Consider the following 23,933-nt stretch of genomic DNA (forward strand, 5'->3'; position numbering starts at 1 on the left):
GACTATTTCCTATTGTTTAATAAGGCTCTTACCAATAATCTTGCTTCGGATCCAAGCTGATTATTATATTCTTCCATTATGCTATCATAAGAGGCTCCATTTTCTTTTTTTACACTATTGTCCAGCATCGCATAAAAGCCCGATTTGTTTACCTCAAGGCCAAAAATTTCTTTAGTTAATGTTCCTATCGTCTCTCCAAATGTTTCAATATCAAAACGCTCCGCTTTAGCCTCTAGACCAAATCTACTTAGTCTCCAAACGCAGCTCTTCGGAACCTCTTGTAAAACCACAGGCGAATGAGTCGCTATAATAGCGACCGCATTCTTTTTTATAAGCAAATCTGATAACGCCCTCATAAAGGATGATAATAAAGGCGGATGCAAATGACTTTCTGGTTCATCTAATAATACAAGGGTTTTTTCTTCTATCTTTTCAAAAATTTTAGTAATAGTTAATAATATTATAGCGTGCCCTGAACTTAATTTTCTAAATAAATCCATAGCCGGTTGCTTCAAGCCTTGACTAGTAGCTTTATCATCTTTTTTAAATTCCATAATAACTTCTACCGTTTGGCGTATAATCTCCATAATATTCAACTCTTTGAATATTGGATCTGATTCCAGTTGGGATATTAAATTTTTGTATTGTTCTATATTTTTATTACTTAAAATTTTTACAAAGCTACTAGCAAACTCGTCTGAAAGTTCTTTATTGTCTTTTAAATGGTTTTTTTCACCAGATACTGTGCCGCTCTCTTCTGGATTAAATTTTAACTTTTTAAGTCCGATATAAGAATACTCTGGGTATTTTTTTTCCGAAAATGGCAAAAATGGGTCAAATGCACTATAGGATACCGATAAAATTCTTGAAAAAATTTTACGAGGAGGCTTTACTTTTTCTCGTTCTCCAAAAATATCTTCTTCAAATTCAAAGAATTTACCATTTTCACAATCTAAACCAATAAAGCTTTTTGTCATATTATTTAGCAAATGGGTTTTACCAACACCATTTCTTCCGATTAATACATGGATGTTAGTTGGAGGATTTGAATCCGCAAAAACCTCAAAATACAACTTATAACCAGCCTGATTATTTACACAAGATGTCTCATATCCAAAGCTATAGTCATCTAAAATAGCTCCACCATCCAGTATTCTCTTATACTGCCCTCTAATTGTAACTAAACTAGTGTCCCTCAAAAGTGAAGTTGTGAATACATCTTCACTTAATGCCTCATTTAGAAGCTCTTCATTTTTAATAACATCATTAATACTTGCTAAAAATATATCCCTTATTTCTGCAGACATTTGGCTTAACAACGAATAATATTCGGGACTTTGACCTAATGAAAAATAGCTACTACCTAGGCTCTCGAATTTTGGAGGTATCTTTGTTTGCTTTTGACCAAAAGAGGCAATTTTTACATAACCTAAATCATATTTTTTACCACTTATGTCAAAAATGACTATCTGGTACAGCGTTTTATACCCAAAATCATCCCAATTGTCGTAACACAAATAAACTTTACAAGCATGATGAGGAAACAACTTATCGTTTTCAAGTCCTTTAATTCTTGAAAACTGACTCCAGTCCTTTTCAAAAAATTCTAGCATATTTCATACGTCCTAAATTAAATACTTAAGATAATAATTGAAACAATTATATCGTTTTGTTCTATAAAAATATCAGGTTTATCTTTATGTAGTGCCAAATAAATTTACTAATTTTTAAAAATTTACAATTTTTCTTAAACCAAAAAATAGTTAGATTTTTTCAGAGTCTATTAATCCCATTAATATTAGAATAAGTCCGTTTTTGATAATAGGAGAAACAATGAAAGAATTTGGCTTTTATAACGATTTTGACGATGCTTTGATGCTAAATGAACAAATAGAGATCAACAACGAAAATGGCGACTATCTCGTCTCTAACTCGCCAAAACTAAAAGCAAATGTCATCGCACCTGAGATAAATTTTTACCTTAAAAATACAACTGCAAATGTCTTAGAAAAAGCCAAAAACACGCTTTTACTATACGAAGCAAGAGCTAGTGCCTTTGACATGGCAAAGGATGTAGACTTCGAAAAAGAGGTTGGCAAAAATGTCGTAATAGTTAGCAACTCAGGCCGCGAAGAGCTAGCAAATCTACTAAAAGAAAATGGTTATAAGGTCATTGAGTTAACGCACTTTGAAGTAAAATTTATATACGGCGCGGCTGGTGAGCTAAGCGTTTTGGTACTTAGAGCAAATGACGAATTTGAAGTTGATTGTGACTTTTTCTTGGTTGAAAACGCAAGGGACTATATGCTAAAACAAAGCGGCTGTTACGAGATAGCAGGGCTTAAAGATGAAAAAGTGCTTGAAATTTTAAATGCAAAATCACCAAAATTTAGATATAAAAGTTTCACTCAATACGACTCATCTATCTGCCAGTATCATGAGAGAAGGACTGAAATTTGCGGACGTTGTGCCGAAGTTTGCCCGACGGTTGCGATATTAAAAGAGGATGAGACAAAGCATCTTGTATTTTCACAGATAGACTGCACAAACTGTGGAAACTGCATAAGCGTCTGTCCTAGTGGTGCACTTGATTACACGATAATGCCTCAAAGCTCATTTGCTGCTGTGGCAAAGCTTTATAAAGGCAAGATTGCACTCATTGTGCCAGAAGAGATAAATTTAGAAGATCTTAGTGTTAGCCTACCAGAAAATGTCCTACCTTTTGCCATTTCAGCTGCACATTTTCTAAGCCAAACGCACTTTTTGACACTCCTTCAAGAAAGCGGTGCTAGCGTTATTTTATTTAGCAAGAGCCTTGGTAAAGGTGAAAAAGATGCCATTAGCATCCTAAATCAAATTTATGAGCTTAAATTTAAAGAAACTGCGATCTATCACGTAAAAAATGAGACTGAGCTAGAAAGCGCGCTTAAAAAGGCTAAATTTATAGATGGCTCTCAGCACTCTATAACAGAATACGCGCTACCAAAAAGAGAAATTTTTGCAAAAAGGCTCGAGTTTTTAGTAGGTAGCGAAGATCTTGGCGTAGTAAAAAGCGGCGAGATGATAAGATACGGCGATGTCAAGATAAACACTGATAGCTGTACACTTTGTCTAAGTTGCGTTGGCGCTTGTAACGTAAGCGCGCTAGTGGCTGATAAAAAGACAAATTCGATTTTATTTAATCCAAGCGTCTGTACAGCTTGTGGATACTGCGAACTAAGCTGTGCTGAAAAAGACACCATAAGCCTTGAAGTTGGAAAAATTTCTCTTAAACCTGAGTTTTTTACATATAATGAGCTGGCACGAGATGAGCTTTTTGCCTGTGTTGAGTGTGGAAAAGAGTTTGCGACTAAAAAAGCAGTCGAAAAGATCGCAACTATAATGCAACCAAGATTTGGCAACGATAGGGTTAAGATAAAAGCACTTTACTGCTGTGCTGACTGTAAGGCCAAACTAATGGTTCAAGCCCAAATAAACGCGATGAAAGAGGATTTATTAAATGGATAAAAACATCATAAAAGCAAGATCATATTTTTACGAATTTCTAGCATATCCTATGTTTTTTTACACAAATGATGAGAAATTTTCAAGGTGGAAAGAGCAGTTAAGATACTTAAGCGCAAATCCTTTAAGCGAGGATAGTGATGCTGCGTTTAAAAATTTAGATAAATTTAGCTTTGAAGAATTTTCAAAAGAACAAAATGACGTTCTTTTTGGCTTTACAAATATCCCCTTAAGCGCTTCATTTTATGAAGAGGGCAGAGATAACGGAGCAGCTAGGCTTAGGGTTATTGAATGTTTAAAACTAAGCCCATATAGACGTGATAGCGAGCTTTGCAAAGACAGCGAGGACTACGTTGGATTTATATTTTTAGCGATGGCTACATTTTTAAAAGATGAGTTTAATGATGCAAAAAATATTAGCAATAAGCTATTTTCTGAAACTTTAAATTTATTTGTAGATGAGTTTGGCTCGCTACTTTTGGCTCACAAAGAGGCAAATTTCTTTAAATCATATATTATTATTTTAAAAGATTTCATCGATCTTGAACGCTCTATACTAAACGTAGAAGCACCGGCTAAGCCAAAAGGCGATAGTGTCGCCATGGCAGCACTTAAGAAAGAGCCATTTCAAAGCAAGATGCCAACAATCAAAACCAAACTTCACTGGGAGGAATTTTCTCCAGTCATTTCACACGAGTTTAAAGACTAGCTTAAATTTACTCTTAGCCTGGCTAGGAGTAAATTTAACATCCGCTTAAATTTGCTAATATTCTTGATATTTTATAATTATTAGCAATTTGGTAGTAAATTTCTTTAAATTTTTACAAAGGATTTACAATGGTAATGACACACTACATGGAGCTTTTATCGCTCAATCAACCTTACAATCTAATCCTCTACATGGTGATACCTATGGGGCTTGCGGAGCTTTTAGTGGCGATGGAGTTTTTTACGATGTATCACATGGATAGCGGAAAAAATGCTGGCTTTAAGGCTATTAGTAAATTTGTTGGCATAGTTCTTGGGGTCTATTTTACAGCTCTTGTGATCTATTTTATGGCAAAAATTTATCCAAGTATAAAATGGCGTGGATATGCCGATGTTATAGCTATCTACTCATATCTCATCGGCGTCATACCACTTCTTGGCATCGCGCTTTTAGAGCTAAATTTGATCTACAAAAACGCAAGCGAAAAGGCAAAGCTAAAGCTTCATTTTTGCCTACTCATATTTTTCTTGATCGTCGGACACGTCGCTATGATATTTGGCATGGTTGATCCTACCATAACAGGCTACAAGGCTAATGATGGCGCGATGGATATGCATATGAATATGCAAATGAACATGCCAGCAGATATGCCGATGCACGATCACCACAAGATGATGATGCAAAATATGAGCGATGATAACTCAACTAATATGCATATGCACCACTAAATTTTATAGCTTCTTGGCAGCTACTAAGAAGCTATAAAAATTTAATTCTTTTTGCTGCTTTTAATAATCTATTTTCTTTAAAAAATTTTCTGAGTGATTTTTGCTCTTTTGGGCCTATTTTGTAGCTTATAAATTTCAAATACCACTTGATATCCTGTTCGCTTATGTCACGGCTTTTGGCATACTGAGCTAATATATAATTTGGAATTTTTACATTTTTTTGTAGAAATTTTGCAACCAGTCTTTTGTAAAACGAGCCATTTTTTACGTAAGAAAATCTACCAAAAACAAAGGGCAAATTTGTCTTTTCGTGCCAAATTTGACCAAGGTCGTAAAAGCACTCTTTGCCATCGCTTAAGTATGCCTTTAGCGCCCTGTCGCCTATGATCACTTCGCCATTTAGACGAAGCACCTTAGATAGGGCGTTCGAGCTAGCTGAGGCAGGATCTGGTTTTGGGGCTGAGTTTTTGCGCACAAGCACGCTTTTTACATCGTTTTTAGCGACTATTCCAAAATTTAGCTTCTTTAAATTTGCCTTTTTGCTAGCTATGCTTGAGATCACCGCAGCGTCGATCTTTCTAGCGTTTAGGGCTCTATTTAGCTTGCTTGGCACACCCTTTTTAAACTCGATCGCCTTTTTTATCTGAGAGCTTAGTGGAGCTGATTTTAAAAATACGTGAAATGGGAGTAAATTTAGATAATCAATCTTTCCAAATATCATTTTTCATCTTTTACAAGCTCAAATTTAACTAGCTCATTTTCGTTACAAACATCACGAAATAGCCGAGTCAAGCTCTCTTTTGTACTATTATCCAAAGAATTTTCATTTTTTAGCTTTATAAGCGTTGGCTCATTTATCTCGCAAAGGCAGTCAAAAAGTGCGTCTAAATTTTTGCCGTAGTACTTTGGCAGGTCAAATTTCTTGGCAAAATACTCATGCATCTTTTCTTTTTCGAGCATCTTTTTGGTATCTAAGATCACGATTTTCATTGCATCCTCTTCTCATAAAGCAGGTAAAAATGCTCGTAGTGATCGGGCGTGTAGTAGATAAGCCCGTCGTTTGAGTATAAAATTCTCTCAGCACCGCGCCTGCCACCATTATAATTTACATCGCACTCAAACCACTTTCTACCATCAGCATCTGGCAGCCTCTTTTCTCTGTTTGAAAATCTATCTCCGCCGATACTTTTGCCACCGCTTATCTGCCATAAATTTCCGCTTTTTGCATCCCAGCCAAGGTCAAGTGCTTCTTTTTTGGTTATGAAATTCTTTGGTAGTTTGTTAAATTTATAGATATAAAGTGCGACCTCATCTTTTGAGGTGTATGAGCCATTTTCTGTAAGGCTCTGGCTTTTTTGTCCCTCCTTGTTTAGCTGCTCAAGTAAAATTTGAGCGTTTTTATTTGCCTCACTACCATTATTTGAGAAAAAGAAAGTACCAACAATTACGGCTATTACAAAGGCGACTAAGGCTGGCAAAAGTCTTTTGTTCAAATTTAGCCCTTAAAGCGTGTTAAAAACTCTATCGCCAGCATCACCAAGACCTGGAACGATGTAGTTTTTCTCGTTTAGTTTCTCATCAATCGATGCCGTATAGACCTCGACGTCTGGGTAAATTTCACTAAATCTCTTTAGCCCCTCAGGTGCAGCGATGATAGAGATAAATTTGATCTCTTTAACGCCCTTTTCACGCAAGAATTTGACCGCATCTATCGCCGTGCCACCAGTTGCAAACATAGGGTCAATTATGATCGCCATGCGCTCTTTTGCATCTTTTGGAAGCTTTGCGTAGAAAAACTCAGCCTGCGCTGTCTCTTCGTTTCGCTGAAAGCCCAAAAAGCCCACGCTTGCATCTGGGATGATAGTAAAAACGCTATCAAGCATGCCAAGAGCAGCCCTTAAAATGGGGCATATCATCACCTTTGTAGTAAGCCTTTTTGCATCTGCCACCGCAACTGGAGTTTGGACTTTGACATCTTTTACCTTTAAATTTCTAGTCGCTTCAAATATCATAAGATAACTGATCTCATCAACTAGCATGCGAAACTGAAAAGGTTGGGTGTTTTTATCACGTAGAATGGTTAATTTATGCTCGATCAGTGGGTGCGAGATGAGTTTAACGTTTTGCATTTTTTATCCTTAAATTTACTATTTTTATAGGGTTTATCTTTACAAAATGCCAAAAGAGTTTAGCCCAAAAATTGGGCTAAATTTTAAAATCCTTTTGCAAGTTTGGCTCTATAAGCCTCAACATCAAAATCTTTTACTCTCGCTACGCCATCTTCAACTGCAGCTTTTGCAACTGCTGGAGCAACCGCTGTTAGCACACGTTTATCAAATGGTTTTGGGATGATGTACTCTTTACCAAATTTTAGCTCGCTAACGCCACTTGCCTTTAAAACCTCAGCTGGCACTGGCTCTTTTGCAAGTTGTGCAAGTGCTCTAGCTGCAGCCATTTTCATATTTTCAGTGATCTTTTTAGCTCTAACGTCAAGCGCACCTCTAAAGATAAAAGGGAAACCTAGCACGTTATTTACTTGGTTAGGATAGTCGCTTCTGCCTGTACCCATCATTACGTCACTTCTTACAGCCTCAACGTCCTCTGGATAAATTTCAGGCACTGGGTTTGCCAAAGCAAAGATGATAGGCTCTTTATTCATTGAAGCAACCATCTCTTTTGTAAGCACACCAGGCTTAGAAAGGCCTAAAAACATATCAGCACCCCTCATCGCATCAGCCAAAGTTCTATCCTCAGTTTCAAGCGCGAACTCTACCTTTTCAGGCGTTAGGTCTGTTCTTTTTGAGTGAATGACGCCTTTACTATCTATCATAACGATATGTTTTGCACCAAGCGCTTTATACATCTTCGCGCATGCAATGCCAGCTGCACCTGCGCCGCTAACTACGATCTTTATCTTTGAGATATCTTTGCCAGAAATTTCCATCGCGTTTATCATGCCAGCGCTTGTTATCATCGCTGTGCCGTGCTGATCGTCGTGCATGACCGGGATATCGACTGCTTCTTGAAGCTTTCGCTCGATCTCAAAGCATTTTGGAGCACGGATATCTTCTAAATTTATACCGCCAAATGTCGGAGCAAGAGCCTTGCAAATCTCAACGATCTTATCTGGATCATGCTCGTCTAGCTCGATGTCAAAGGCATCAACATCTGCAAATTTTTTAAATAAAACTGACTTTCCTTCCATAACTGGCTTACCAGCGATAGCGCCGATGTCGCCAAGTCCAAGAACAGCCGTGCCATCGGTGATAACGGCTACTAGATTTGCTTTATTTGTATATTTATAAGCTAGTTCATTGTCAGCTTCTATCTCTTTGCAAGGCTCTGCAACGCCAGGCGTATAGGCCATTGAAAGGTCTCTTGATGTCTCGCAAGGCGTCTTTACCTTTATCTCGATCTTACCGCCTATGTGGTAGTTTAGTGCTTCTTCTTTAGTTACATGTGTCATTTTTCTTCCTTTAATAAATTTTGTATTCTATTTTTCGTCTCGCTACTGCCCACTACTTCAAGCACTTCAAAGATGCTTGGGCTCACGCTTGAGCCAGTTAGCGCTATTCTTAGAGCCTGAGCTAGGTCTTTTAGCTTTAAGCCATTTTGCTCTAAAAATTTATTTGTTAGCTCCTCGTAGCCCTTTGCGTCAAGGTCGCGGTCTAAAATTTGAGCAAATTTAGCCAAAATTTCTTTGCTATTTTCATTTATAAATTTAGCCCAAGCTTTCTCATCGTAGCTTTTTGGAGCGTTGATGATCGCATTTGCACTATTTGCCATTTCGATTAGTGTCTTTGATCTCTCACGGAGCGAATTTAGAAGTAGCTCACCCTTTACCAAAGCCTTAAAATCCACGCCAAATTCAAGCATATCTTGTGCTAGCCTCTCGTAAGGTAAAGTCTTAATGTAGTGAGAATTTAGCCAGTCAAGCTTTTGAGCGTTGTAAGTGCTTGAGCTTTTGTTGATGTCGTTTGGATTAAAGTATTTAAGCATATCCTTAATAGTAAAAATCTCATCATCGCCGTGGCTCCAACCAAGACGAACGAGAAAATTTAAGAGTGCTTCAGGCAAATAGCCCATCTTTTTATACTCCATAACGTCAGTTGCGCCGTGCCTTTTGCTAAGCTTTTTGCCATCCTCGCCGTTTATCATCGCGACGTGATAAAATTTTGGTACCTTAAAGCCAAGCGCCTCGTAAAGAACGATCTGTTTTGGGGTATTTGATAGGTGGTCATCGCCGCGGATGACGTCTGTTACACCCATTAGCGCGTCATCTATCACAACTGTGAAGTTATAGGTCGGTGTGCCATCGCTTCTAGCGATGATGAAGTCGTCTAAGATATCTTCAACCTTAAATTTAACCTCGCCCTTTATGCCATCATGTATGACAATCTCGCCGCTAAGTGGGGCTTTTATACGGATGACTGGCTCTATGCCAGCTGGAGGAGTGCCAGTAAAATCTCTATATCTGTTGTCATATTTTGGACGCTCTTTTCTTGCCTCTTGGCTAGCTCTAAGCTCTTCAAGCTCATCCTTGCTCATGTAGCATTTATAGGCTTTGCCCTCATCAAGAAGCTTTTTAACATACTCTTTGTAAAGATCAAACCTCTTTGACTGATAGGTCACCTCGCCGTCGTGATCTAGCTTGCACCAAGCAAATGCCTCTTTTATGGCTTGCGTGGCTTCTTCTGAGTTTCGTTTTAGATCAGTATCTTCGATGCGAAGTAAAAATTTTCCATTATTAGCTCTTGCATATAAATAATTATAAAGGGCTGTCCTAAGTCCGCCTATATGTAGGTATCCAGTAGGCGAAGGAGCAAATCTAGTAACTATCATTTTGTGCCTTATTTTTATGTTATAATTGCCCAAAATTATATTTACTAAATACTTAAATAAAGGTTTTATTATGAAAAAATTGCTCTTTTTGGCTGCTGGCATGCTAAGTGCTTTAAATTTATATTCGGCTCAGATGATAAACGGTATCGCAGCTATTGTAGAGAACGAACCAATCACGCTTTATGAAGTTTATAGCTTAAAAGAGCAGCTAAGAGCTAGTGAACAAGATGCCTTAAATTTACTCATAAGAGATAGGCTCGAAGATGCTCAGATAAAAAATTTAAACATTAGCGTAACGCCATTTGAGCTAAACGATAGAATCGAATCAATCGCAAAGCAAAATGGCATGACAAATTCGCAGTTTAGAAGCTCTATCCAAGCTCAAGGCATGGACTTTTTGGAGTTTAAAAACAACATAGAAAAAAAGATGCTTCAAGAAAAGCTTTATAAAAGTATCTTGGCTGAAGCTGGCAAAAATGTAAATGAGCAAAAAGCAAAGATGTATTTTGATGCTAATCCTGATAAATTTAAGGTCTTTAGCACCGCTAGAGTCGTAGTTTATAGAGCAAAAGATCCTGAGCTACTTGAGGCTCAAAAGACAAGTCCGAAGCTACTAGACGGCGTGCAAACACAAGAGGTTAGTTTGGACTATCAAAGCATAGATCCAAGGCTTGCTGCGATCATCTCAAGCACAAATAACGGTGACTACACACAGCCTTTGCAAGGGCCTGACAGCTTTGATATGTTTTTAGTAAAAGAGAAGATCGGCTCATACACACCAAGCTTTGCAGACGTTAAGGATAATGTTATAAATGAGCTTTATCAAGGTGAGCAAGAAAAACTTATGGCTGATTATTTTGATAAACTCCGCGCAAAAGCAAAGATTCAAATTCTAAGATAAACTTGGTTTTAGCCATCTTTTGGTGGCTAAATTTCCCACCTCATTTTACACAGTAAAAGATTACACCGCCAAAGATAGCGGTGTAAATTTAGTTAAAACGTATAATGCATATTTATCATGAACGATCTCTCATCACCAGGTCTTGAGTCTGAACGCCAGTATTTTTTATTTAAGATATTATTTATTGCCAGTGTTATTTGAGCGTGTTCATTAAAGTTATATCCAGCACTTGCATCAAGCCTTACAAAGCCGGGCAAGTGTTGATCGGTTACGCTTGTTTTATTTACTTGGTAACTATATCTTTTAGAGTACCCGGTTACGCCACTTTCGACATACCATTTATCATTTTTAGCATATCTTAAAAAAACATTGCCCTGCCAGTTAGTTGTATTGTTTAGACTAAGTTTTTCATTTAATGGATTTGACTTATCATTTACGATGATGGCTCTCATGTATCCAAGTGAGCTTCTAAGATATAAATTTTCATAAATTTGACCCAAGATATTTAGCTCTATACCACGACTTCGCTCTTTACCACGCTGCGCCCAAGTATATGGATCATTTGTAGGATCTGGTCTATATCTTATATTATTATGCTCGATCTGAAATATCGCTAGGTTTGAGCTAAATTTATTATCAGCCCATGTGCTTTTTAAGCCGATCTCGTATTGCTCGTTATTTTGTGGTTTTAGATCAAGCATTGACGTATTGTCTGTACTTATACCTATATTTCCACGACCACCATAAGGTGCAAAGCTCTTTGAGTATGAGGCGTATGCGGTATGTTCTGGCAAAAAGTCCCACAGTAAGCCTACTCTTGGACTAAAAGAGTGCCCTTTGTAGCTATTTGTCATATCTGCAATATTTCTTGTTTTAAACTTATAAAAGTCAAACCTACTGCCAAGAAGTAGCCTATATTTGTCATCTAAGCTTATTAGATCTTCTAAAAATACTCCATTATTTATAGCTTTGTGTTTGTTGTCGGTCGTAAGCGGCATGTAACCCACACTACCCCAACTTGATCTTGATGCGTATGGATTTATGGTCACACTTTTGTCTTTATCGTACCAAAGCCTTGGATGACGAGTTTCTACGCTGTTGTCGTATCCAAAAGTAAGATTATGCTTAAATCTTGTAAATTCAAGATCTTTTGTAAGTGTTATAGAATTTGAGAGTGTGTCATTATCAGTTTGTTGTTTAGCATAGTTTTGCTTTAGTCTATTTCCAGGCATGATGGTACCACTAAAATAATGATCAAAATTTTGACTAGCTTTTCTGTATCCAAAAACCCATTTTAAATTTAGCTCTTTTGCCAGCTCGGCATTTAGCTCAGTGCGGAAAAGTGAAGTTTGTCTTCTGTAAAGTCACCATCGTGAGAAAATCCCTTTGTATAGTCGATACCAAGTTTGTCATAGACACTTTTTGTCGGCATTCTATCAGGTACACGCCAAGCATTATCATATGTGTATTGCGCCTCAAAGCTTACCGTTCCGCCATCATTTGTCACGATAATGCTTGGACTTACCATAAAATTTTTATATTTTACGCCCTCTCTCCATGACTTTCCACGTTCCATATCAGTCGTTAATCTTGCAGCTAATTGATTATTTACTACGTGATTTATATCGATACCACCACCATATCTACTCCAGCTGCCAACTCTTCCTGAGAGCTTATAAACAGGCATAAAATTTGCCTTCTTACTAACTAGGTTTACAACTGCGCCGCCATCGCTTCTTCCATATAAGATCGAAGCTGGCCCTTTTAAAATTTCAACTCTCTCAACATTTGCTGTACTGCGTCTTATCTGGCCAGAGTCTCTAACACCGTCTCTATATATATCACCGCCATCAACACTAAAGCCTCTTATCTTGATGCTCTCGCCTCTCATATCATAGCCTGCATCAATACCAGCATTTCCTTCTAGGATACTTGAGAGATCATTTGTACCGTAGTTTCTGTTCTTTTGTATATCTATATTTTCGATAGTTTGTGGCGTCTCTTTGTTACTGAGTCCATTTCTATTGATATCCGCACTATCATACGCGATATAACCTTTTAGGGTATTTTGCTCCGAGATACCTTCCACCTCGATAGTTGGTAAAACAACTGAATAATCACTGTTATTTGTATCTAAAGCCCACAGCGAGCTAAAGATCAGTGATGAAGCAAGTATGCTAAACTTCATAGAATTCCTTTAGATAAAATTAAAATCGATATTCTATATCAAAATAGCTTAAAATATTTACGTTATATTGATACTTATTAAACTTTGCTAATTTATTGTTAAAATTTAGTTCGATTTAGAATTATCGTTTGCCAAATCTTAAAACAAAATGCATTACTATTGCTGCTAAAAAATTTTAAGATTAAGGCTAGTATTTCAATGATCACACATTAACGTGAGCTTTTTGGACTTTTTGATGAGGTGATAGATATAAAAAGTGAGTAAATTTGACTGCAAAGGCAGCCAAATTTATATTATGCTTTTTTAGTAAAAACTCCGACATAAATAGCATAGATAAAGCCGATCGCTACGGCATATGGAGCGTAAGGAGTGATGCCAGCTCCTGAGCTTGCAAGTATGAAGTTGTGGCTTATCGCAGCGCCTGCTCCCATGCCTAAAACAAATACAGCTGAGCTTAAATTTCCAGCTCCCATTTGCACTAAATGTTTGCCTGGGCAGCCATAACTTAGGCTAAAGCAAAGACCAGCGAGCGTCATACTAAGAAAGTTCCAAAGAATGTCATTGTGAGCGATAGGCTGACCTTCAAAGCCAAATTTGTATTGATTTAACACTAAATTTGTAATGCTTGCAAAAACAATAACCGAGACGATGCCATAAAACATTGAAAAATCACGCTCGAAAACTTTACTGATCGCACCAACCGAACAAAATTTGCTTCTTTGCATAAAAACACCAATAACAATGGCGCAAATAAGTGAGATAAAGATATTTGCATGCATTGAACCTGGGCCTTTTTCTGAGCTAAATAATGCACCATTATCACCAAGCTTTAAACCAAAAACAAGGGCTGCTAAAAGCAAAACAGCAATAATTAATGGTAAAAAGGCAACTGGTTTTGTAGTGGCGTCATTTTCAGGTATAACGTAACCATTTTTCTTGAAAAATCGTCCAACAAAAACGCCGGCGAATAGACCGACAAAACCAGCAATAGCAGTCATATCTCCGCCGCCAAGGCGCAAAAAGGCTCTCCAAGGGCAGCCCAAAAAGATAAGGCAACCAATCATAGCAAACACACCTAGAAAAAATCTAGAAAATGCTGCACTGCCAGATACTGGAGTGAAATTTCTACTCCAAAGCAGGCTAGCTAAAAAGCCTCCGATGATAAGCCCTAAAATTTCAGGTCTTAGATACTGCACTACTTTTGCTTGATGAAAGCCAAAAGCACCTACACTATCTCTTAAAAAGCAAGCCGCGCAAACACCCATATTTGCTGGGTTGCCAAAATAAACAAGCACTGGGCCAAGAATGCCTAAGCTTGCACCTGCGATGATGTAAAGCACTGTTTTATTCATGAATATTCCTGTGTATAGGGTAAAATCAAACTGATTTCTTAAACGACATTTTAATAATCATTAAATAAAACAAAGATTAATTTTTTTAAGAGCAAAGTAGATAAAATATGCAAAAATTTCATAAAAGGGATAAAAATGAAAGATTTTATGAGTTACGCAGATAGCCTAAAAATTCTAAAAGATACTATAAATGAGTGGGATAAGGTCGAAAAAGTAGCCATCACGGATGCACTTGATAGAAATATCGCCTACGACGTTGTGGCTGCTGAAAACTACCCAGCAAAGCCAGTCTCAGCGATGGACGGCTATGCTTTTGCCTTTAGAGATGGCCTAAGCGAGCTTGAGCTCATCACAGACCTTCCAGCAGGTAGCGACAAAGGGATAGTTATAGAGGGTAGTAAATGCGTAAAAACCTTCACCGGCTCGCTAATGAGCGAAGGCACTGACACGCTCGTACCAGTCGAAAACGTCGAGGTTAGCGGCTCAAAAATAATCATCAAAAAGAGCGTGCCAAAGGGTTTTGCTGTGCGCGAAGTAGGAGAAAGCTATAAAAAAGGTGAAATTTTGATCAAAAAAGGCACACGTCTAAGCTACGCTGAAATCGCACTTCTAGCAGAGCTTGGCCACTTTCACATAAGCGTCTTTATCCGTCCAAGAGTGGCGATACTTGCAACTGGTAGCGAGATAAAAGACCTTGGCGAGCCATTAGAAAATCCAGCACAAATTCACAGCTCAAATCACGTAGGCATCGCTATGCAGATACGCAAAATGGGCGCAGAGCCGGTCCTTTGCGAGATCGTAAGAGACAAGGCCGAGCTTGTCGAAAAAGCGATAATAAAGGCACTAAAATCAGCTGATATATTAGTGACGACTGGTGGCATAAGTATGGGGGACTATGACTTTGTAAAAGGCGCTTTAAATGAAAATTTTAGCCTTATCATCGAAGGTGCTGCCATAAAACCGGGTCGTCACATCAGAGTGGCAAAGTCAGGCGATAAATATATCTTTGCGCTGCCTGGATTTCCGTACTCGGCAATGGTTATGTGTGTGCTTTACGTGAGGGTGCTAATAAATGCGTGGTTTGGTCAAGAAGAGCCAAAGATCACGGCGATAATGGACGAAGACTATAAAAAACGCTCACCATTTTTAGAATTTACAGCTGTAAATTTAGAAAATCGTGAAGGAAAAAATTTTGTAAATCTAAATGGCAAAAAGCTTGGCAGTTCAGCGATCGTAAATAATTTAACAAACAAAGCCGCACTTTTAATGATCCCAATGGATAAAGAATTTCTCAAAAAAGGCGAGATAGTAGAAGTATTGATGATGCCTTGTTAAAATTTTAAGGATAAAAGTTGAACGCATTAGAAATTCAAACAATTATAGTTTTTCTGCTAATGGCATCACTTGCCTTTGGAATAGATCTTTTTGCTCATAAACATGATGAGAAAATTTCACTAAAACAAGCTGGCATTTGGTCTATTTTTTGGATAGGAGTTTCGGTACTTTTTGGCATATATTTATATTTTGAGCGAGGCAGTGAAATAGCAAGTCTTTATTTTGCAGGATATGCGCTAGAAAAGTCGCTCTCAGTAGATAATCTTTTTGTGATGATGGCGATTTTTTCATGGTTTAAGATACCTGAAATTTATCGCCACAGAGTGCTTTATTTTGGCGTTATAGGAGCTATGATATTTAGGCTCATCTTTGTAGCCGTAGGTACAATGCTTTTTGCCATCTCGCCTTGGATGGAGCTAATATTTGCGGCAATAGTCGCATATAGTGCCGTAATGATGATAAAAAAAGATAAGTGTGATGAGGATATAAAAGATTATTCAAACCACATAGCTTATAGGGCAGTTTATCGCTTCTTTCCGGTTTTACCACAGCTTTTTGGACATAGCTTTTTTGTTAAATTTAGCGAAATTTCTAAGCAAATTTCAGATAGTCAAAAAACTACTCTTAACGATCAAATTTTAAGGCTAAAAGCCACTTGGATAGCAACACCATTATTCTTGTGTCTTTGCGTGATTGAGCTAAGCGATGTGATATTTGCTTTTGATAGCGTTCCGGCTGTCATTGCTATGAGCAAAGATCCTGTGATTGTTTATTCAGCGATGATATTTGCGATACTTGGGCTAAGAACGCTTTATTTTGTGCTTGAAGCACTCAAAAATTTTTTAAAGTATTTAGAAATTTCTGTGATCGTGCTTTTATTTTTTATCGCAGTAAAGCTAGCTGTAAATGCGACTGCTCATATCTTTCATCATGGTTTTGAAATTTCTACACAAATTAGCCTTTTTATCATTCTAGCCATTCTTGGAGTTGGGGTCGTAGCAAGTTTGGTTAAAAAATAGCCACCACAAAAGTATGCAAGCTAAAGTTAGGCAAGGTTAAAATTAAAAATTTATAAGTATAGAGCTTTATATTTTGGTGTCTAAATTTTTTAGAATCTTGCTTGCTTGTGCAAAAATTTATTACTGTATATTTATGCTGCCGGCTGGAGTTGGCATATCGCCTTTTTCATCAGCAAATGGTGGCCCTTTTTGAAGCAAAGTGGTGATCTCAGATGCTACTTTTGGATCCATTTTTGCCATGATAGTTGATATCTTTTTGGCATCAAGAGCATAAAGTATGGTGGCCGCGTTTGATCTAGGCATTTTAGAGAGCACCTCAGCTGCCGCGCCATCTTTCATCTTAGAATACGACTCATTGACTTTATCACTAGTCATTGTGCGAAGTTCTTTTAAAATTTTCTCATTTTTGGCGACCACTTCATCGATCTCTTTGCGTTTTTGCTCGATTACTTTCATTGTCGCATTTAGGTCAGCTTCTTTTTTGGCAAGCTTTTTATTGTTTTCTTCATAGGCTGCTGCCGAGCTTGCGCGAAATACTTCTAAAGCTTGGCGCTGTTCATCTATGACCTCAAGTTCCTTCGAAATTTCTTCTTTTCTAGCTTCAAAAATTTGCGTACAATCAACTGGCACTTCAAAACAAAATGCAAAATTTAAAATAGTTAAGAGTAATAAAACCGCTCTCATCACAACTCGCTCTTAGCTGTAAATTTCATCACCGCAAACTCATCAAGTGCAAGTGCTTCGGCCTTTTGTATACGTTTTATCTCTTTTTTAAACTCTTCTTTTTCTAGATATTTCATCTTTTCGTACTCTAAATTTGCATTTTTATATTTATATTCGTAATGCGAAACCTCTTTTTTAGCTATTTCAAGGCTCTCTTTGCAGGCATTTAACTCTTGCCTTGCTATCTTTATAAACTCTAAATTTTCCTTTAGCTCACCTATATTGCCACTTTTTGGCAAGCAAAACTCCTCAAGCCTTGCTCTTAAATGTACTAAATTTTCTTCAAAATTTCTTACATTAAGCCTAGCAACGGCAAGCTTTGCCTCTACCTTATCCATCTCTTGTTTTCTTACGCGGACGATAGAGGTAAATTTGCTTTTCATCTAATGATCGTATCGCTTCTTTCAGGGCTTGTTGAGATGTAGCCGATCTTTACGCCAGTTAGCTCTTCTATTCTCTCGATATAAGCTCTTGCATTTGCTGGCAGATCTTCATATTTGCTTATACCTTTTACACTATCCCAGCCTGCAAGTTCTTCATAGATAGGAGTTGCATTTTCAAGATCTGTCGGCATATAATCGATAGTTTCACCGTTATATTGATAAGCTTTGCAAATTTTTACCACCTCAAATCCATCAAGAACATCAAGCTTCATAAGTGCATAAGTATCGACACCGTCAAGCCTTGATGCGTATTTTACACTCACAGCATCAAACCAACCACAACGTCTACGGCGACCTGTTGTTGTGCCAAATTCCTTACCAATATCGCACATCTTATCGCCATTTACACCCTTATCTTCTGTTGGGAAAGGACCAAAACCTACACGAGTTGTGTAAGCTTTTATAACACCTATTACTTCACCGATTTCTTTTGGATTTAGTCCAAGCCCTGTACAAGCACCTGCGCTTATGGTATTTGAGCTAGTTACGTATGGATATGTGCCATGGTCGATATCTAAAAGCGTGCCCTGAGCGCCTTCAAGTAATACCTTTTTATTTTCATCAAGTGCCTTCCATACTAGGTTTGTAGTATTTGCGATAAATGGAGCCAAAACCTCTTTATATCTTTTTAGCTCTTCAAGCAATTCATTCTCATTAGGAATTTTTACACCAAGTGCGTCAAATACGCATTTGTTTGTCTCAAAATCATGCATCAAGGCATCGCACAAACGCTCCGGCTCAAGTAGTTCGCCTACTCTGTGACCACTTCTACTTATTTTATCAGCATAAGTTGGTCCAATGCCTTTGCCAGTCGTACCGATTGCTTTTTCGCCTTTTAGTCTCTCTTTTGCTTGATCGATTTGGCTATGGTAGCTTAGATTTAAATGTGCTTTATCGCTAATATAAAGCCTTCCCTCTAAATTTTCAAACTGAGCCATTTCAGTGATTAATACTTCTGGGCAAACAACAACACCATTGCCAATAATATTTATGATATTTTTATGCAAAATTCCGCTTGGAACAAGATGAAGCGCGTATCTAACGCCATCAACCCAGATCGTATGGCCGGCATTATGGCCGCCTTGTGAGCGACAGATCATGTCATAGTTTAGTCCTAGCATATCAACTATCTTGCCTTTGCCCTCATCACCCCATTGAACTCCAACTACTAAATCAGCCTTTCTCATTCTTACTTCCTTAAATTAATTTTTTCTTCTATCAATGCATCTGTATAAACAGCAAAACCACTATTTATTTTTCCGTCTATTTCGTAGCTACCGCCACTTGCTATTATGCTGTTATTTCTTAAAAATCTAAAAAATAGACTATCGTAATATCTCATTTTTGAGTAATATAGCGGAACTATTCTTAAATTTTTATATTCTAAAGCGCTGGCTAAATTCCTCAAATTTTCAAGCGGTTCTTTTAGTTTACTTGGAGATATTTTTATTATCTCATCCAGCTCGCTAACTGATTTTAAAAGAGCAAGAGCGCTTAGCCATGGAACATTTTGAGATAAAATTTTTTCCATTTGTCCATTTTCAAAAATCTCAATAGGCACACTCAAAATTTCACAAATCACCCTTGGAATTTGCATATTACTCACTTGTAAAAATGTATCCATTTTTAGCTCATCAATAAGCTTTGCTACGATATTTATGCTTTTTAAAACATCATTTTCACCGATTAGTTCGGCTCCGATTTGATAAATTTCTTGGCTTGGATAGCGAAAGACTGGCTGGATATAAAACCATCTTTTTGATTCGTTTGCTTTTAGCCTTCTAAGCACGATCCTTACAGTATCTACCGTGCTATCAGCTCTTAGACTTATTTCGTGATTTAGACTATCGCTAAAACGCAAAAGATTTGTCGCATCTACACTTAAATGCTGGTGATATGAGAAAAATGGCGTTACGATCTCGCTAAAGCCTTCATTTTCTAAAATTTCACTAGCTTTTTGCTCGATCTGCCTCTTTAGCTTTGCGCTACTGGCAAAGTATAGCTTGCTTCCATTTGGGATTTCGTGCTCATAAACATTTAAAGCATTTTCATTCATTATTTATTCGCTCCACTCAAATTTAGATCATTGTCGCATAACAAAATTGCCTCATTAGCTAAATTTATTACGTTCTCTTTGTCTATTTTTATAAGGATCGTATCTAAAATTTCAGCTAATTTTTCATTTATTATTCTGATATCATCTACTTGATCTGCTATTTCGCCTTTTAATTTTTCGCTTACTTTTTCATCGCATTTAAGCAAATTTATCAAACGAGTCATAAGCTCTTTTGCACCTACTATTTTGCAAAGCATATTGTAGTTCTCATCATCTTGAAAATTTCTTACATTTAGCGGAGATGATAGAGCAAATTTAAATTTGAGCACATCATCCAGGCTAAGCTCTGGCGCAAAAAGCCGTCCTTGAAATCTACTAAAGCCAAATCCGACAAAAATTTCAAGCATGCTTTTATCTTCTAAATTTTTTATCATGACATCAAAATCAAATGTATCTGATACATACTTTATCATGCGTATGGTCTTTAGCGCTTCTACTGAGTCAAAAATTTGTTTGCAAAATCTTTTATCTATATTAAATCTATTTGTTTTTAACATACCTAACGCTTCTACTGAGCCCGAATAAGACGCAAAATCATCAAGCGAAAAGCTAACGCCTAGCTCCTTATAAGCATCGATATATCTAACAACATCATCTAAATTTACGCCACTTGCGGAGTCGACGATATCTATGATTAGCCCATTGGCGTCTAACTGCTCATATTCTAAAAGCTTTTTAAATTTCTCAAAAAACTCAGATGTCATTAGCTTTTTAATGCATAAATTTACTCTAACTTTTGCATTTATTCCCTCTTTTAGCCATACAGCCCTAGCTTTTAAAGCATCTTTTAGTGTAAATAGTGCAATAGCAACAACTGCTTTTGAGCCTTTTGCAAGTGGTAAGAAATCTGATGGCCTTAATATCTTATCGCCATTTTTCCATCTAATAAATGCCTCAAAGCTACTAACTTCCCCGCTTTTTATATCAATCTCAGGCTGATATAGTAAGAACATCTCGCCAGCATCGATAGCTTCAATGATCTTTGAGTCATCCCTATATTCATTTTTAAAGTACGTATCTTTTTTTGAATTAAATAAATAATATTTATTTTTTCCATTAAGCTTTGCTTGATACATAGCCCAATCGGCTCTTTCAATTAGATCATCAACACTAAGTGCATCGCTACTTAAGCTAATACCAATACTTACGCTAAGTTTTTTCTCATCATCATCAATAGAAATTTTACTCTGACCCACTCTTAAGATGTTTTCAGCAGTTTCGTAAATTTCTCCCAAATTTTCATAAGGCATAGCACCTATAAACTCGTCTCCGCCTATTCTTGCAAATATCCCTTGTTTTGGAAAAATTTCATCTATTTTTTTTGAAATTTCTATTAGGATTTTATCGCCTACTTGATGTCCATATCCGTCATTTATCGATTTAAAATTATCAAAATCAACATAAAATGCTGCTATTTTTAAGCTTTTTTTCGCTTGTTTTAGTAGATTTTCTAGCTTATTAAAAAGTAAAAATCTATTTGGTAGTCCAGTCAGCGTATCGTGATATGCGATAAATTCGAGGTACTCTTTATTGTAGCAATCATCATTTGCGTTTGAAGCTAACAATATATATCCCTCTTGATCGCCAAACGCGTTTAAAAGCTTGCTTATGCTTATGACTTCGAGTCTATTTTTGCTTCGAACATCATGAATAAGACCTTGCCAAAAGCCAGTTATTTTAAGTGAATTTAAAATTTCATCTTTAATATCTTTTAGTCCGTTTTTAAAATTTATTATATCTTTTGAGTAAATTTTCTCTATAAAATTTTTATCTCTAGAAATGTTAAGCGTATCGAAAAAAGCATCATTAGCATCTATGATCCTAAACTCATCATCAAGCATAATAATTTGCTCTTTTGCGTATGAGAAAATTTTTGCTAAAAGGTCTTGATAAGAAAAAAAGCTATTTTGCACACTAAGATCTTGCATTGTGCCCTTTATGACGCTTACTTCACCATCATAAAAGGCTATTGCTTTTGCTCTAATCCTTACATAAATAATCTCTTTATCAGCCCTATAAAAACGCACTTCGCCATCATATACTTCACCTTTTTTTATAAGGTCAAAAAAGTCCTTAAAGCTTACAAATTCATCTACAAATATAGTTTTTGCACGTTCAAAATTTATACTCATATCCCCATTTAATGCATATCCGAGCGACTTGGCGATAGCATTTGGGATATAAAGGGTGTCGCTTTTTTTATCCCATGAAAAGACAAGCGCTTGGCTTGCCCAAAGTATGCTTTGAAAATATTTTAATTCAGCATCATATTTTTCTTGCAACTTCGCTATATCACTTAAGTCATTAAAAAAGTAGATGATCTTTCGCTCTTTATCAGCACCATTATCTATAAATTTTACTTTTATCTTAAATGGCGTTTTGTTGTTTTCATTTGTTTGCATATTGGCTATGAGATTTATTTCGCTATTTTTGCCGCCTTTTTCAAAGAATTTTTTAGATTCATTAGAAACATTTACAGCAAACTCATCTAAACTTTCAGGGCTTATTAGATCTTTTAAATTTATAAGCTTCTTATCTTGCGGGACTTTAAAGACACTATCGATATTTTGCGTACTTCTTACTATAGAAAATGGATCGCTGCTTAAAGCTTCTGCTATTACATTTGGCGATAAAAACGAATAATCATTTATTGCTTCGTTATCCTTTTTCGTAAATTTTCCATCATCAAGCTCGTGTATAAGCATAAAATTTAGCCTAGAATCCCTTAGTTCAATCTGCGACTCTTGTAAAAATCCCTCTTTAGTGCCGCCATCTTTTGTTTTTAGCTTGATTTTAAAACTCATATCGCTATTTTGAGCATCTTGTTTCATTTGCATAAACAATGCAAAATCGTCATCTATTAAATCATTTAAATTTAGCTCTATAATCTCATCTTTTGTGTAGCCAACAGAAGATAAAAATGCATTACTAGCATCAATAATATCGCCGCTATAAGCATCATAAACCACTATTTTCAAAAAGCTTTGCTCAAAAATATAGCCAAATCTACTTTTGTATTCTTCTAGCCCATCAGTTGCTTTTTTGGTTTCTATCTTTAGCTTGTTTATTCCATTTTTTATATCTTCAAATTCTGTTACATTAAGGCTTCGTTTTATCTCGTATTCATCACCATCTAAAGTATCTCTTACCTCTTTTAAAGCTGGCATTATTCTATTTTTTACAAATTTTACATCTCTAACCCATAAAATTAAAGAAGATATAAAACAAAAGATCGATAGCCAAAATAACACAAACTGCATAAAGATATGAAAATGCTTCGTTGAAGCGGTAATAACAAAAATTTTATACTCTGGCATATAGCTTATGAGATAAAAGCCCATATGACTTAAAGAAAATATTATTTTATCCTCTTTAAACTCGTCGCCAAGACTCACATAAGGCAAAAACATCGATTCATCAAATTTTTTATAAAACTCATCTCTTGATAAATTTCCATATTTATCTACCAAATAAGCATAAGTTTTGGTTTTCTCATCGTAATCTACATTAGTGTAGTTTTGCAAAAATTTTATATCAATTTGAACTAAAATGCTGCCTCCATTTTTTAGTCCATAAGATGCATAAATGCCTCTAAAACGACTGTTTTTATAAACTCGATCTGATACTTTAAATTTCCCAGCATCTGTCTCGTTTAAACTAAGCCAAGATAGATCCTTTTCGGCTATGTCATCAGCACCTAAAAATCTCTTTGAATAGAGTAAATTTCTATTTTTATCAAAAACATAAAAAGCTATATAAAGATCGTTTTTTGTTGAATTTTTATCAAATAGCATATCACTAAGGCCTGCTTCAACCATTTTTGATTTTAAAAATAGATCGTTTTTTATTATAAAAAAGCTATTTGAGATTGATGATTTTATATTTGAATTAGTTGAGCTAAGATCATATTTTATATCGTTCGTACCGGCACAAACTACAAATAATGCTAAAAATATAAATGAGAGTAGAAGTAAAATAGCCTTTGTATAAAACATTTTTACTATTTGAAGGCTGGTTTTTTGTTTATCAAACACGATAGGCACCTCGTTAGTTTAGGTTTTGGCTCTGATTTT

21 protein-coding genes are annotated in these 23,933 nt (G+C 36.4%); 6 read left to right on the forward strand and 15 right to left on the reverse strand.

All coding sequences use genetic code 11. From position 1 onward, the window contains the following. Window positions 1-2 precede the first annotated feature (2 nt). Window positions 3-1,613, reverse strand: coding sequence for an AAA family ATPase (locus F3H00_RS03555; RefSeq protein WP_148800448.1), 1,611 nt, complete (start codon window positions 1,611-1,613; stop codon window positions 3-5). Window positions 1,614-1,833: 220 nt separating this feature from the next. Between F3H00_RS03555 and F3H00_RS03560 the strand changes: the two genes are divergently transcribed. The 3 genes from F3H00_RS03560 to F3H00_RS03570 all read left to right on the forward strand — a co-directional run bounded on the left by F3H00_RS03560 (window position 1,834) and on the right by F3H00_RS03570 (window position 4,941). Beyond that, window positions 1,834-3,507: a 4Fe-4S binding protein gene (locus tag F3H00_RS03560; RefSeq protein ID WP_148800446.1), complete on the forward strand. Its 1,674-nt coding sequence runs from the start codon at window positions 1,834-1,836 to the stop codon at window positions 3,505-3,507. Further along, a complete protein-coding gene (locus F3H00_RS03565) occupies window positions 3,500-4,213 on the forward strand; it encodes a formate dehydrogenase-specific chaperone (RefSeq protein WP_148800444.1) in 714 nt (237 codons plus the stop codon). The genes F3H00_RS03560 and F3H00_RS03565 overlap by 8 nt, the downstream gene beginning before the upstream one ends. 128 nt (window positions 4,214-4,341) lie before the next feature. After that, window positions 4,342-4,941, forward strand: coding sequence for a DUF6803 family protein (locus F3H00_RS03570; protein WP_148800442.1), 600 nt, complete (start codon window positions 4,342-4,344; stop codon window positions 4,939-4,941). Window positions 4,942-4,972: 31 nt separating this feature from the next. Here F3H00_RS03570 and F3H00_RS03575 read toward each other — a convergent pair whose 3' ends face one another. The 6 genes from F3H00_RS03575 to gltX all read right to left on the reverse strand — a co-directional run bounded on the left by F3H00_RS03575 (window position 4,973) and on the right by gltX (window position 9,783). Beyond that, window positions 4,973-5,662 carry an MqnA/MqnD/SBP family protein gene (locus F3H00_RS03575; protein ID WP_148800440.1) on the reverse strand — a complete coding sequence of 230 codons (690 nt, stop codon included), beginning with the start codon at window positions 5,660-5,662 and terminating at the stop codon, window positions 4,973-4,975. After that, a complete protein-coding gene (locus F3H00_RS03580) occupies window positions 5,659-5,931 on the reverse strand; it encodes a barstar family protein (RefSeq protein WP_149703706.1) in 273 nt (90 codons plus the stop codon). Before F3H00_RS03580 ends, F3H00_RS03575 begins: the two co-directional genes overlap by 4 nt. Then, a complete protein-coding gene (locus tag F3H00_RS03585) occupies window positions 5,928-6,434 on the reverse strand; it encodes a ribonuclease domain-containing protein (RefSeq protein WP_148800436.1) in 507 nt (168 codons plus the stop codon). Before F3H00_RS03585 ends, F3H00_RS03580 begins: the two co-directional genes overlap by 4 nt. Before the next feature lie 9 nt (window positions 6,435-6,443). Continuing rightward, window positions 6,444-7,070, reverse strand: coding sequence for a uracil phosphoribosyltransferase (gene upp / locus F3H00_RS03590; RefSeq protein WP_004317747.1), 627 nt, complete (start codon window positions 7,068-7,070; stop codon window positions 6,444-6,446). Between the two features lie 83 nt (window positions 7,071-7,153). Further along, complete coding sequence (locus F3H00_RS03595; protein WP_148800434.1) at window positions 7,154-8,407, reverse strand: malic enzyme-like NAD(P)-binding protein; 1,254 nt, start codon at window positions 8,405-8,407, stop codon at window positions 7,154-7,156. Continuing rightward, window positions 8,404-9,783: a glutamate--tRNA ligase gene (gltX, locus tag F3H00_RS03600; protein WP_148800432.1), complete on the reverse strand. Its 1,380-nt coding sequence runs from the start codon at window positions 9,781-9,783 to the stop codon at window positions 8,404-8,406. The genes F3H00_RS03595 and gltX overlap by 4 nt, the downstream gene beginning before the upstream one ends. A 70-nt stretch (window positions 9,784-9,853) precedes the next feature. Between gltX and F3H00_RS03605 the strand changes: the two genes are divergently transcribed. Then, window positions 9,854-10,684: a peptidylprolyl isomerase gene (locus F3H00_RS03605; RefSeq protein ID WP_021091056.1), complete on the forward strand. Its 831-nt coding sequence runs from the start codon at window positions 9,854-9,856 to the stop codon at window positions 10,682-10,684. Window positions 10,685-10,776: 92 nt separating this feature from the next. Here F3H00_RS03605 and F3H00_RS10495 read toward each other — a convergent pair whose 3' ends face one another. The 3 genes from F3H00_RS10495 to yedE form a co-directional block, all read right to left on the reverse strand. After that, a complete protein-coding gene (locus F3H00_RS10495; protein WP_222862606.1) occupies window positions 10,777-12,000 on the reverse strand; it encodes a TonB-dependent receptor in 1,224 nt (407 codons plus the stop codon). An 8-nt stretch (window positions 12,001-12,008) separates the two neighbouring features. After that, a complete protein-coding gene (locus F3H00_RS10500; protein WP_222862603.1) occupies window positions 12,009-12,872 on the reverse strand; it encodes a TonB-dependent receptor plug domain-containing protein in 864 nt (287 codons plus the stop codon). Between the two features lie 293 nt (window positions 12,873-13,165). Then, window positions 13,166-14,224: a YedE family putative selenium transporter gene (gene yedE, locus F3H00_RS03615; protein ID WP_148800430.1), complete on the reverse strand. Its 1,059-nt coding sequence runs from the start codon at window positions 14,222-14,224 to the stop codon at window positions 13,166-13,168. 135 nt (window positions 14,225-14,359) lie between these two features. On the opposite strand from yedE, the gene F3H00_RS03620 reads away from it, so the two are divergent. Then, window positions 14,360-15,559: a molybdopterin molybdotransferase MoeA gene (locus tag F3H00_RS03620; RefSeq protein WP_148800429.1), complete on the forward strand. Its 1,200-nt coding sequence runs from the start codon at window positions 14,360-14,362 to the stop codon at window positions 15,557-15,559. Window positions 15,560-15,576: 17 nt separating this feature from the next. After that, window positions 15,577-16,578, forward strand: a complete 1,002-nt coding sequence (locus F3H00_RS03625) for a TerC/Alx family metal homeostasis membrane protein (protein ID WP_148800427.1) — start codon at window positions 15,577-15,579, stop codon at window positions 16,576-16,578. A gap of 120 nt (window positions 16,579-16,698) precedes the next feature. Here the strand turns inward: F3H00_RS03625 and F3H00_RS03630 are convergent, their stop codons facing one another. From F3H00_RS03630 to F3H00_RS03650, 5 genes are read right to left on the reverse strand one after another with little or no spacing between them, the layout of a single operon-like run. Beyond that, the gene (locus F3H00_RS03630; RefSeq protein ID WP_148800425.1) at window positions 16,699-17,262 is read right to left on the reverse strand and encodes a MotE family protein; all 564 of its coding nucleotides are present in this window, start codon (window positions 17,260-17,262) and stop codon (window positions 16,699-16,701) included. Continuing rightward, window positions 17,262-17,684 (reverse strand): flagellar export protein FliJ, encoded by a 423-nt coding sequence (locus F3H00_RS03635; protein WP_149703707.1) that lies wholly within the window; start codon window positions 17,682-17,684, stop codon window positions 17,262-17,264. The genes F3H00_RS03630 and F3H00_RS03635 overlap by 1 nt, the downstream gene beginning before the upstream one ends. Continuing rightward, window positions 17,681-18,931 (reverse strand): adenylosuccinate synthase, encoded by a 1,251-nt coding sequence (locus F3H00_RS03640; protein ID WP_148800421.1) that lies wholly within the window; start codon window positions 18,929-18,931, stop codon window positions 17,681-17,683. Before F3H00_RS03640 ends, F3H00_RS03635 begins: the two co-directional genes overlap by 4 nt. A gap of 2 nt (window positions 18,932-18,933) precedes the next feature. Then, the gene (locus F3H00_RS03645; protein WP_148800419.1) at window positions 18,934-19,800 is read right to left on the reverse strand and encodes an ATP phosphoribosyltransferase regulatory subunit; all 867 of its coding nucleotides are present in this window, start codon (window positions 19,798-19,800) and stop codon (window positions 18,934-18,936) included. Further along, entirely contained in the window at window positions 19,800-23,894 is a 4,095-nt protein-coding gene (locus F3H00_RS03650; protein ID WP_149703708.1) for a diguanylate cyclase domain-containing protein, read from the reverse strand. The genes F3H00_RS03645 and F3H00_RS03650 overlap by 1 nt, the downstream gene beginning before the upstream one ends. Between the last annotated feature and the right edge of the window lie 39 nt (window positions 23,895-23,933).

This window comes from Campylobacter concisus, from assembly GCF_902460845.1.
GTDB classification, from domain to species: domain Bacteria; phylum Campylobacterota; class Campylobacteria; order Campylobacterales; family Campylobacteraceae; genus Campylobacter_A; species Campylobacter_A concisus_X.

Excerpts from the sequence above, each read along its gene's own strand:
- F3H00_RS03605 (WP_021091056.1), top strand. The coding sequence starts at position 9,854 with ATGAAAAAATTGCTCTTTTTGGCTGCTGGCATGCTAAGTGCTTTAAAT.
- F3H00_RS03645 (WP_148800419.1), bottom strand. The coding sequence starts at position 19,800 with ATGAATGAAAATGCTTTAAATGTTTATGAGCACGAAATCCCAAATGGA.
- F3H00_RS03580 (WP_149703706.1), bottom strand. The coding sequence starts at position 5,931 with ATGAAAATCGTGATCTTAGATACCAAAAAGATGCTCGAAAAAGAAAAG.
- F3H00_RS03570 (WP_148800442.1), top strand. The coding sequence starts at position 4,342 with ATGGTAATGACACACTACATGGAGCTTTTATCGCTCAATCAACCTTAC.
- F3H00_RS03640 (WP_148800421.1), bottom strand. The coding sequence starts at position 18,931 with ATGAGAAAGGCTGATTTAGTAGTTGGAGTTCAATGGGGTGATGAGGGC.
- F3H00_RS03565 (WP_148800444.1), top strand. The coding sequence starts at position 3,500 with ATGGATAAAAACATCATAAAAGCAAGATCATATTTTTACGAATTTCTA.
- F3H00_RS03635 (WP_149703707.1), bottom strand. The coding sequence starts at position 17,684 with ATGAAAAGCAAATTTACCTCTATCGTCCGCGTAAGAAAACAAGAGATG.
- gltX (WP_148800432.1), bottom strand. The coding sequence starts at position 9,783 with ATGATAGTTACTAGATTTGCTCCTTCGCCTACTGGATACCTACATATA.
- F3H00_RS03575 (WP_148800440.1), bottom strand. The coding sequence starts at position 5,662 with ATGATATTTGGAAAGATTGATTATCTAAATTTACTCCCATTTCACGTA.
- upp (WP_004317747.1), bottom strand. The coding sequence starts at position 7,070 with ATGCAAAACGTTAAACTCATCTCGCACCCACTGATCGAGCATAAATTA.
- F3H00_RS03630 (WP_148800425.1), bottom strand. The coding sequence starts at position 17,262 with ATGAGAGCGGTTTTATTACTCTTAACTATTTTAAATTTTGCATTTTGT.
- F3H00_RS03595 (WP_148800434.1), bottom strand. The coding sequence starts at position 8,407 with ATGACACATGTAACTAAAGAAGAAGCACTAAACTACCACATAGGCGGT.
- yedE (WP_148800430.1), bottom strand. The coding sequence starts at position 14,224 with ATGAATAAAACAGTGCTTTACATCATCGCAGGTGCAAGCTTAGGCATT.
- F3H00_RS03555 (WP_148800448.1), bottom strand. The coding sequence starts at position 1,613 with ATGCTAGAATTTTTTGAAAAGGACTGGAGTCAGTTTTCAAGAATTAAA.
- F3H00_RS10500 (WP_222862603.1), bottom strand. The coding sequence starts at position 12,872 with ATGAAGTTTAGCATACTTGCTTCATCACTGATCTTTAGCTCGCTGTGG.
- F3H00_RS03560 (WP_148800446.1), top strand. The coding sequence starts at position 1,834 with ATGAAAGAATTTGGCTTTTATAACGATTTTGACGATGCTTTGATGCTA.
- F3H00_RS03620 (WP_148800429.1), top strand. The coding sequence starts at position 14,360 with ATGAAAGATTTTATGAGTTACGCAGATAGCCTAAAAATTCTAAAAGAT.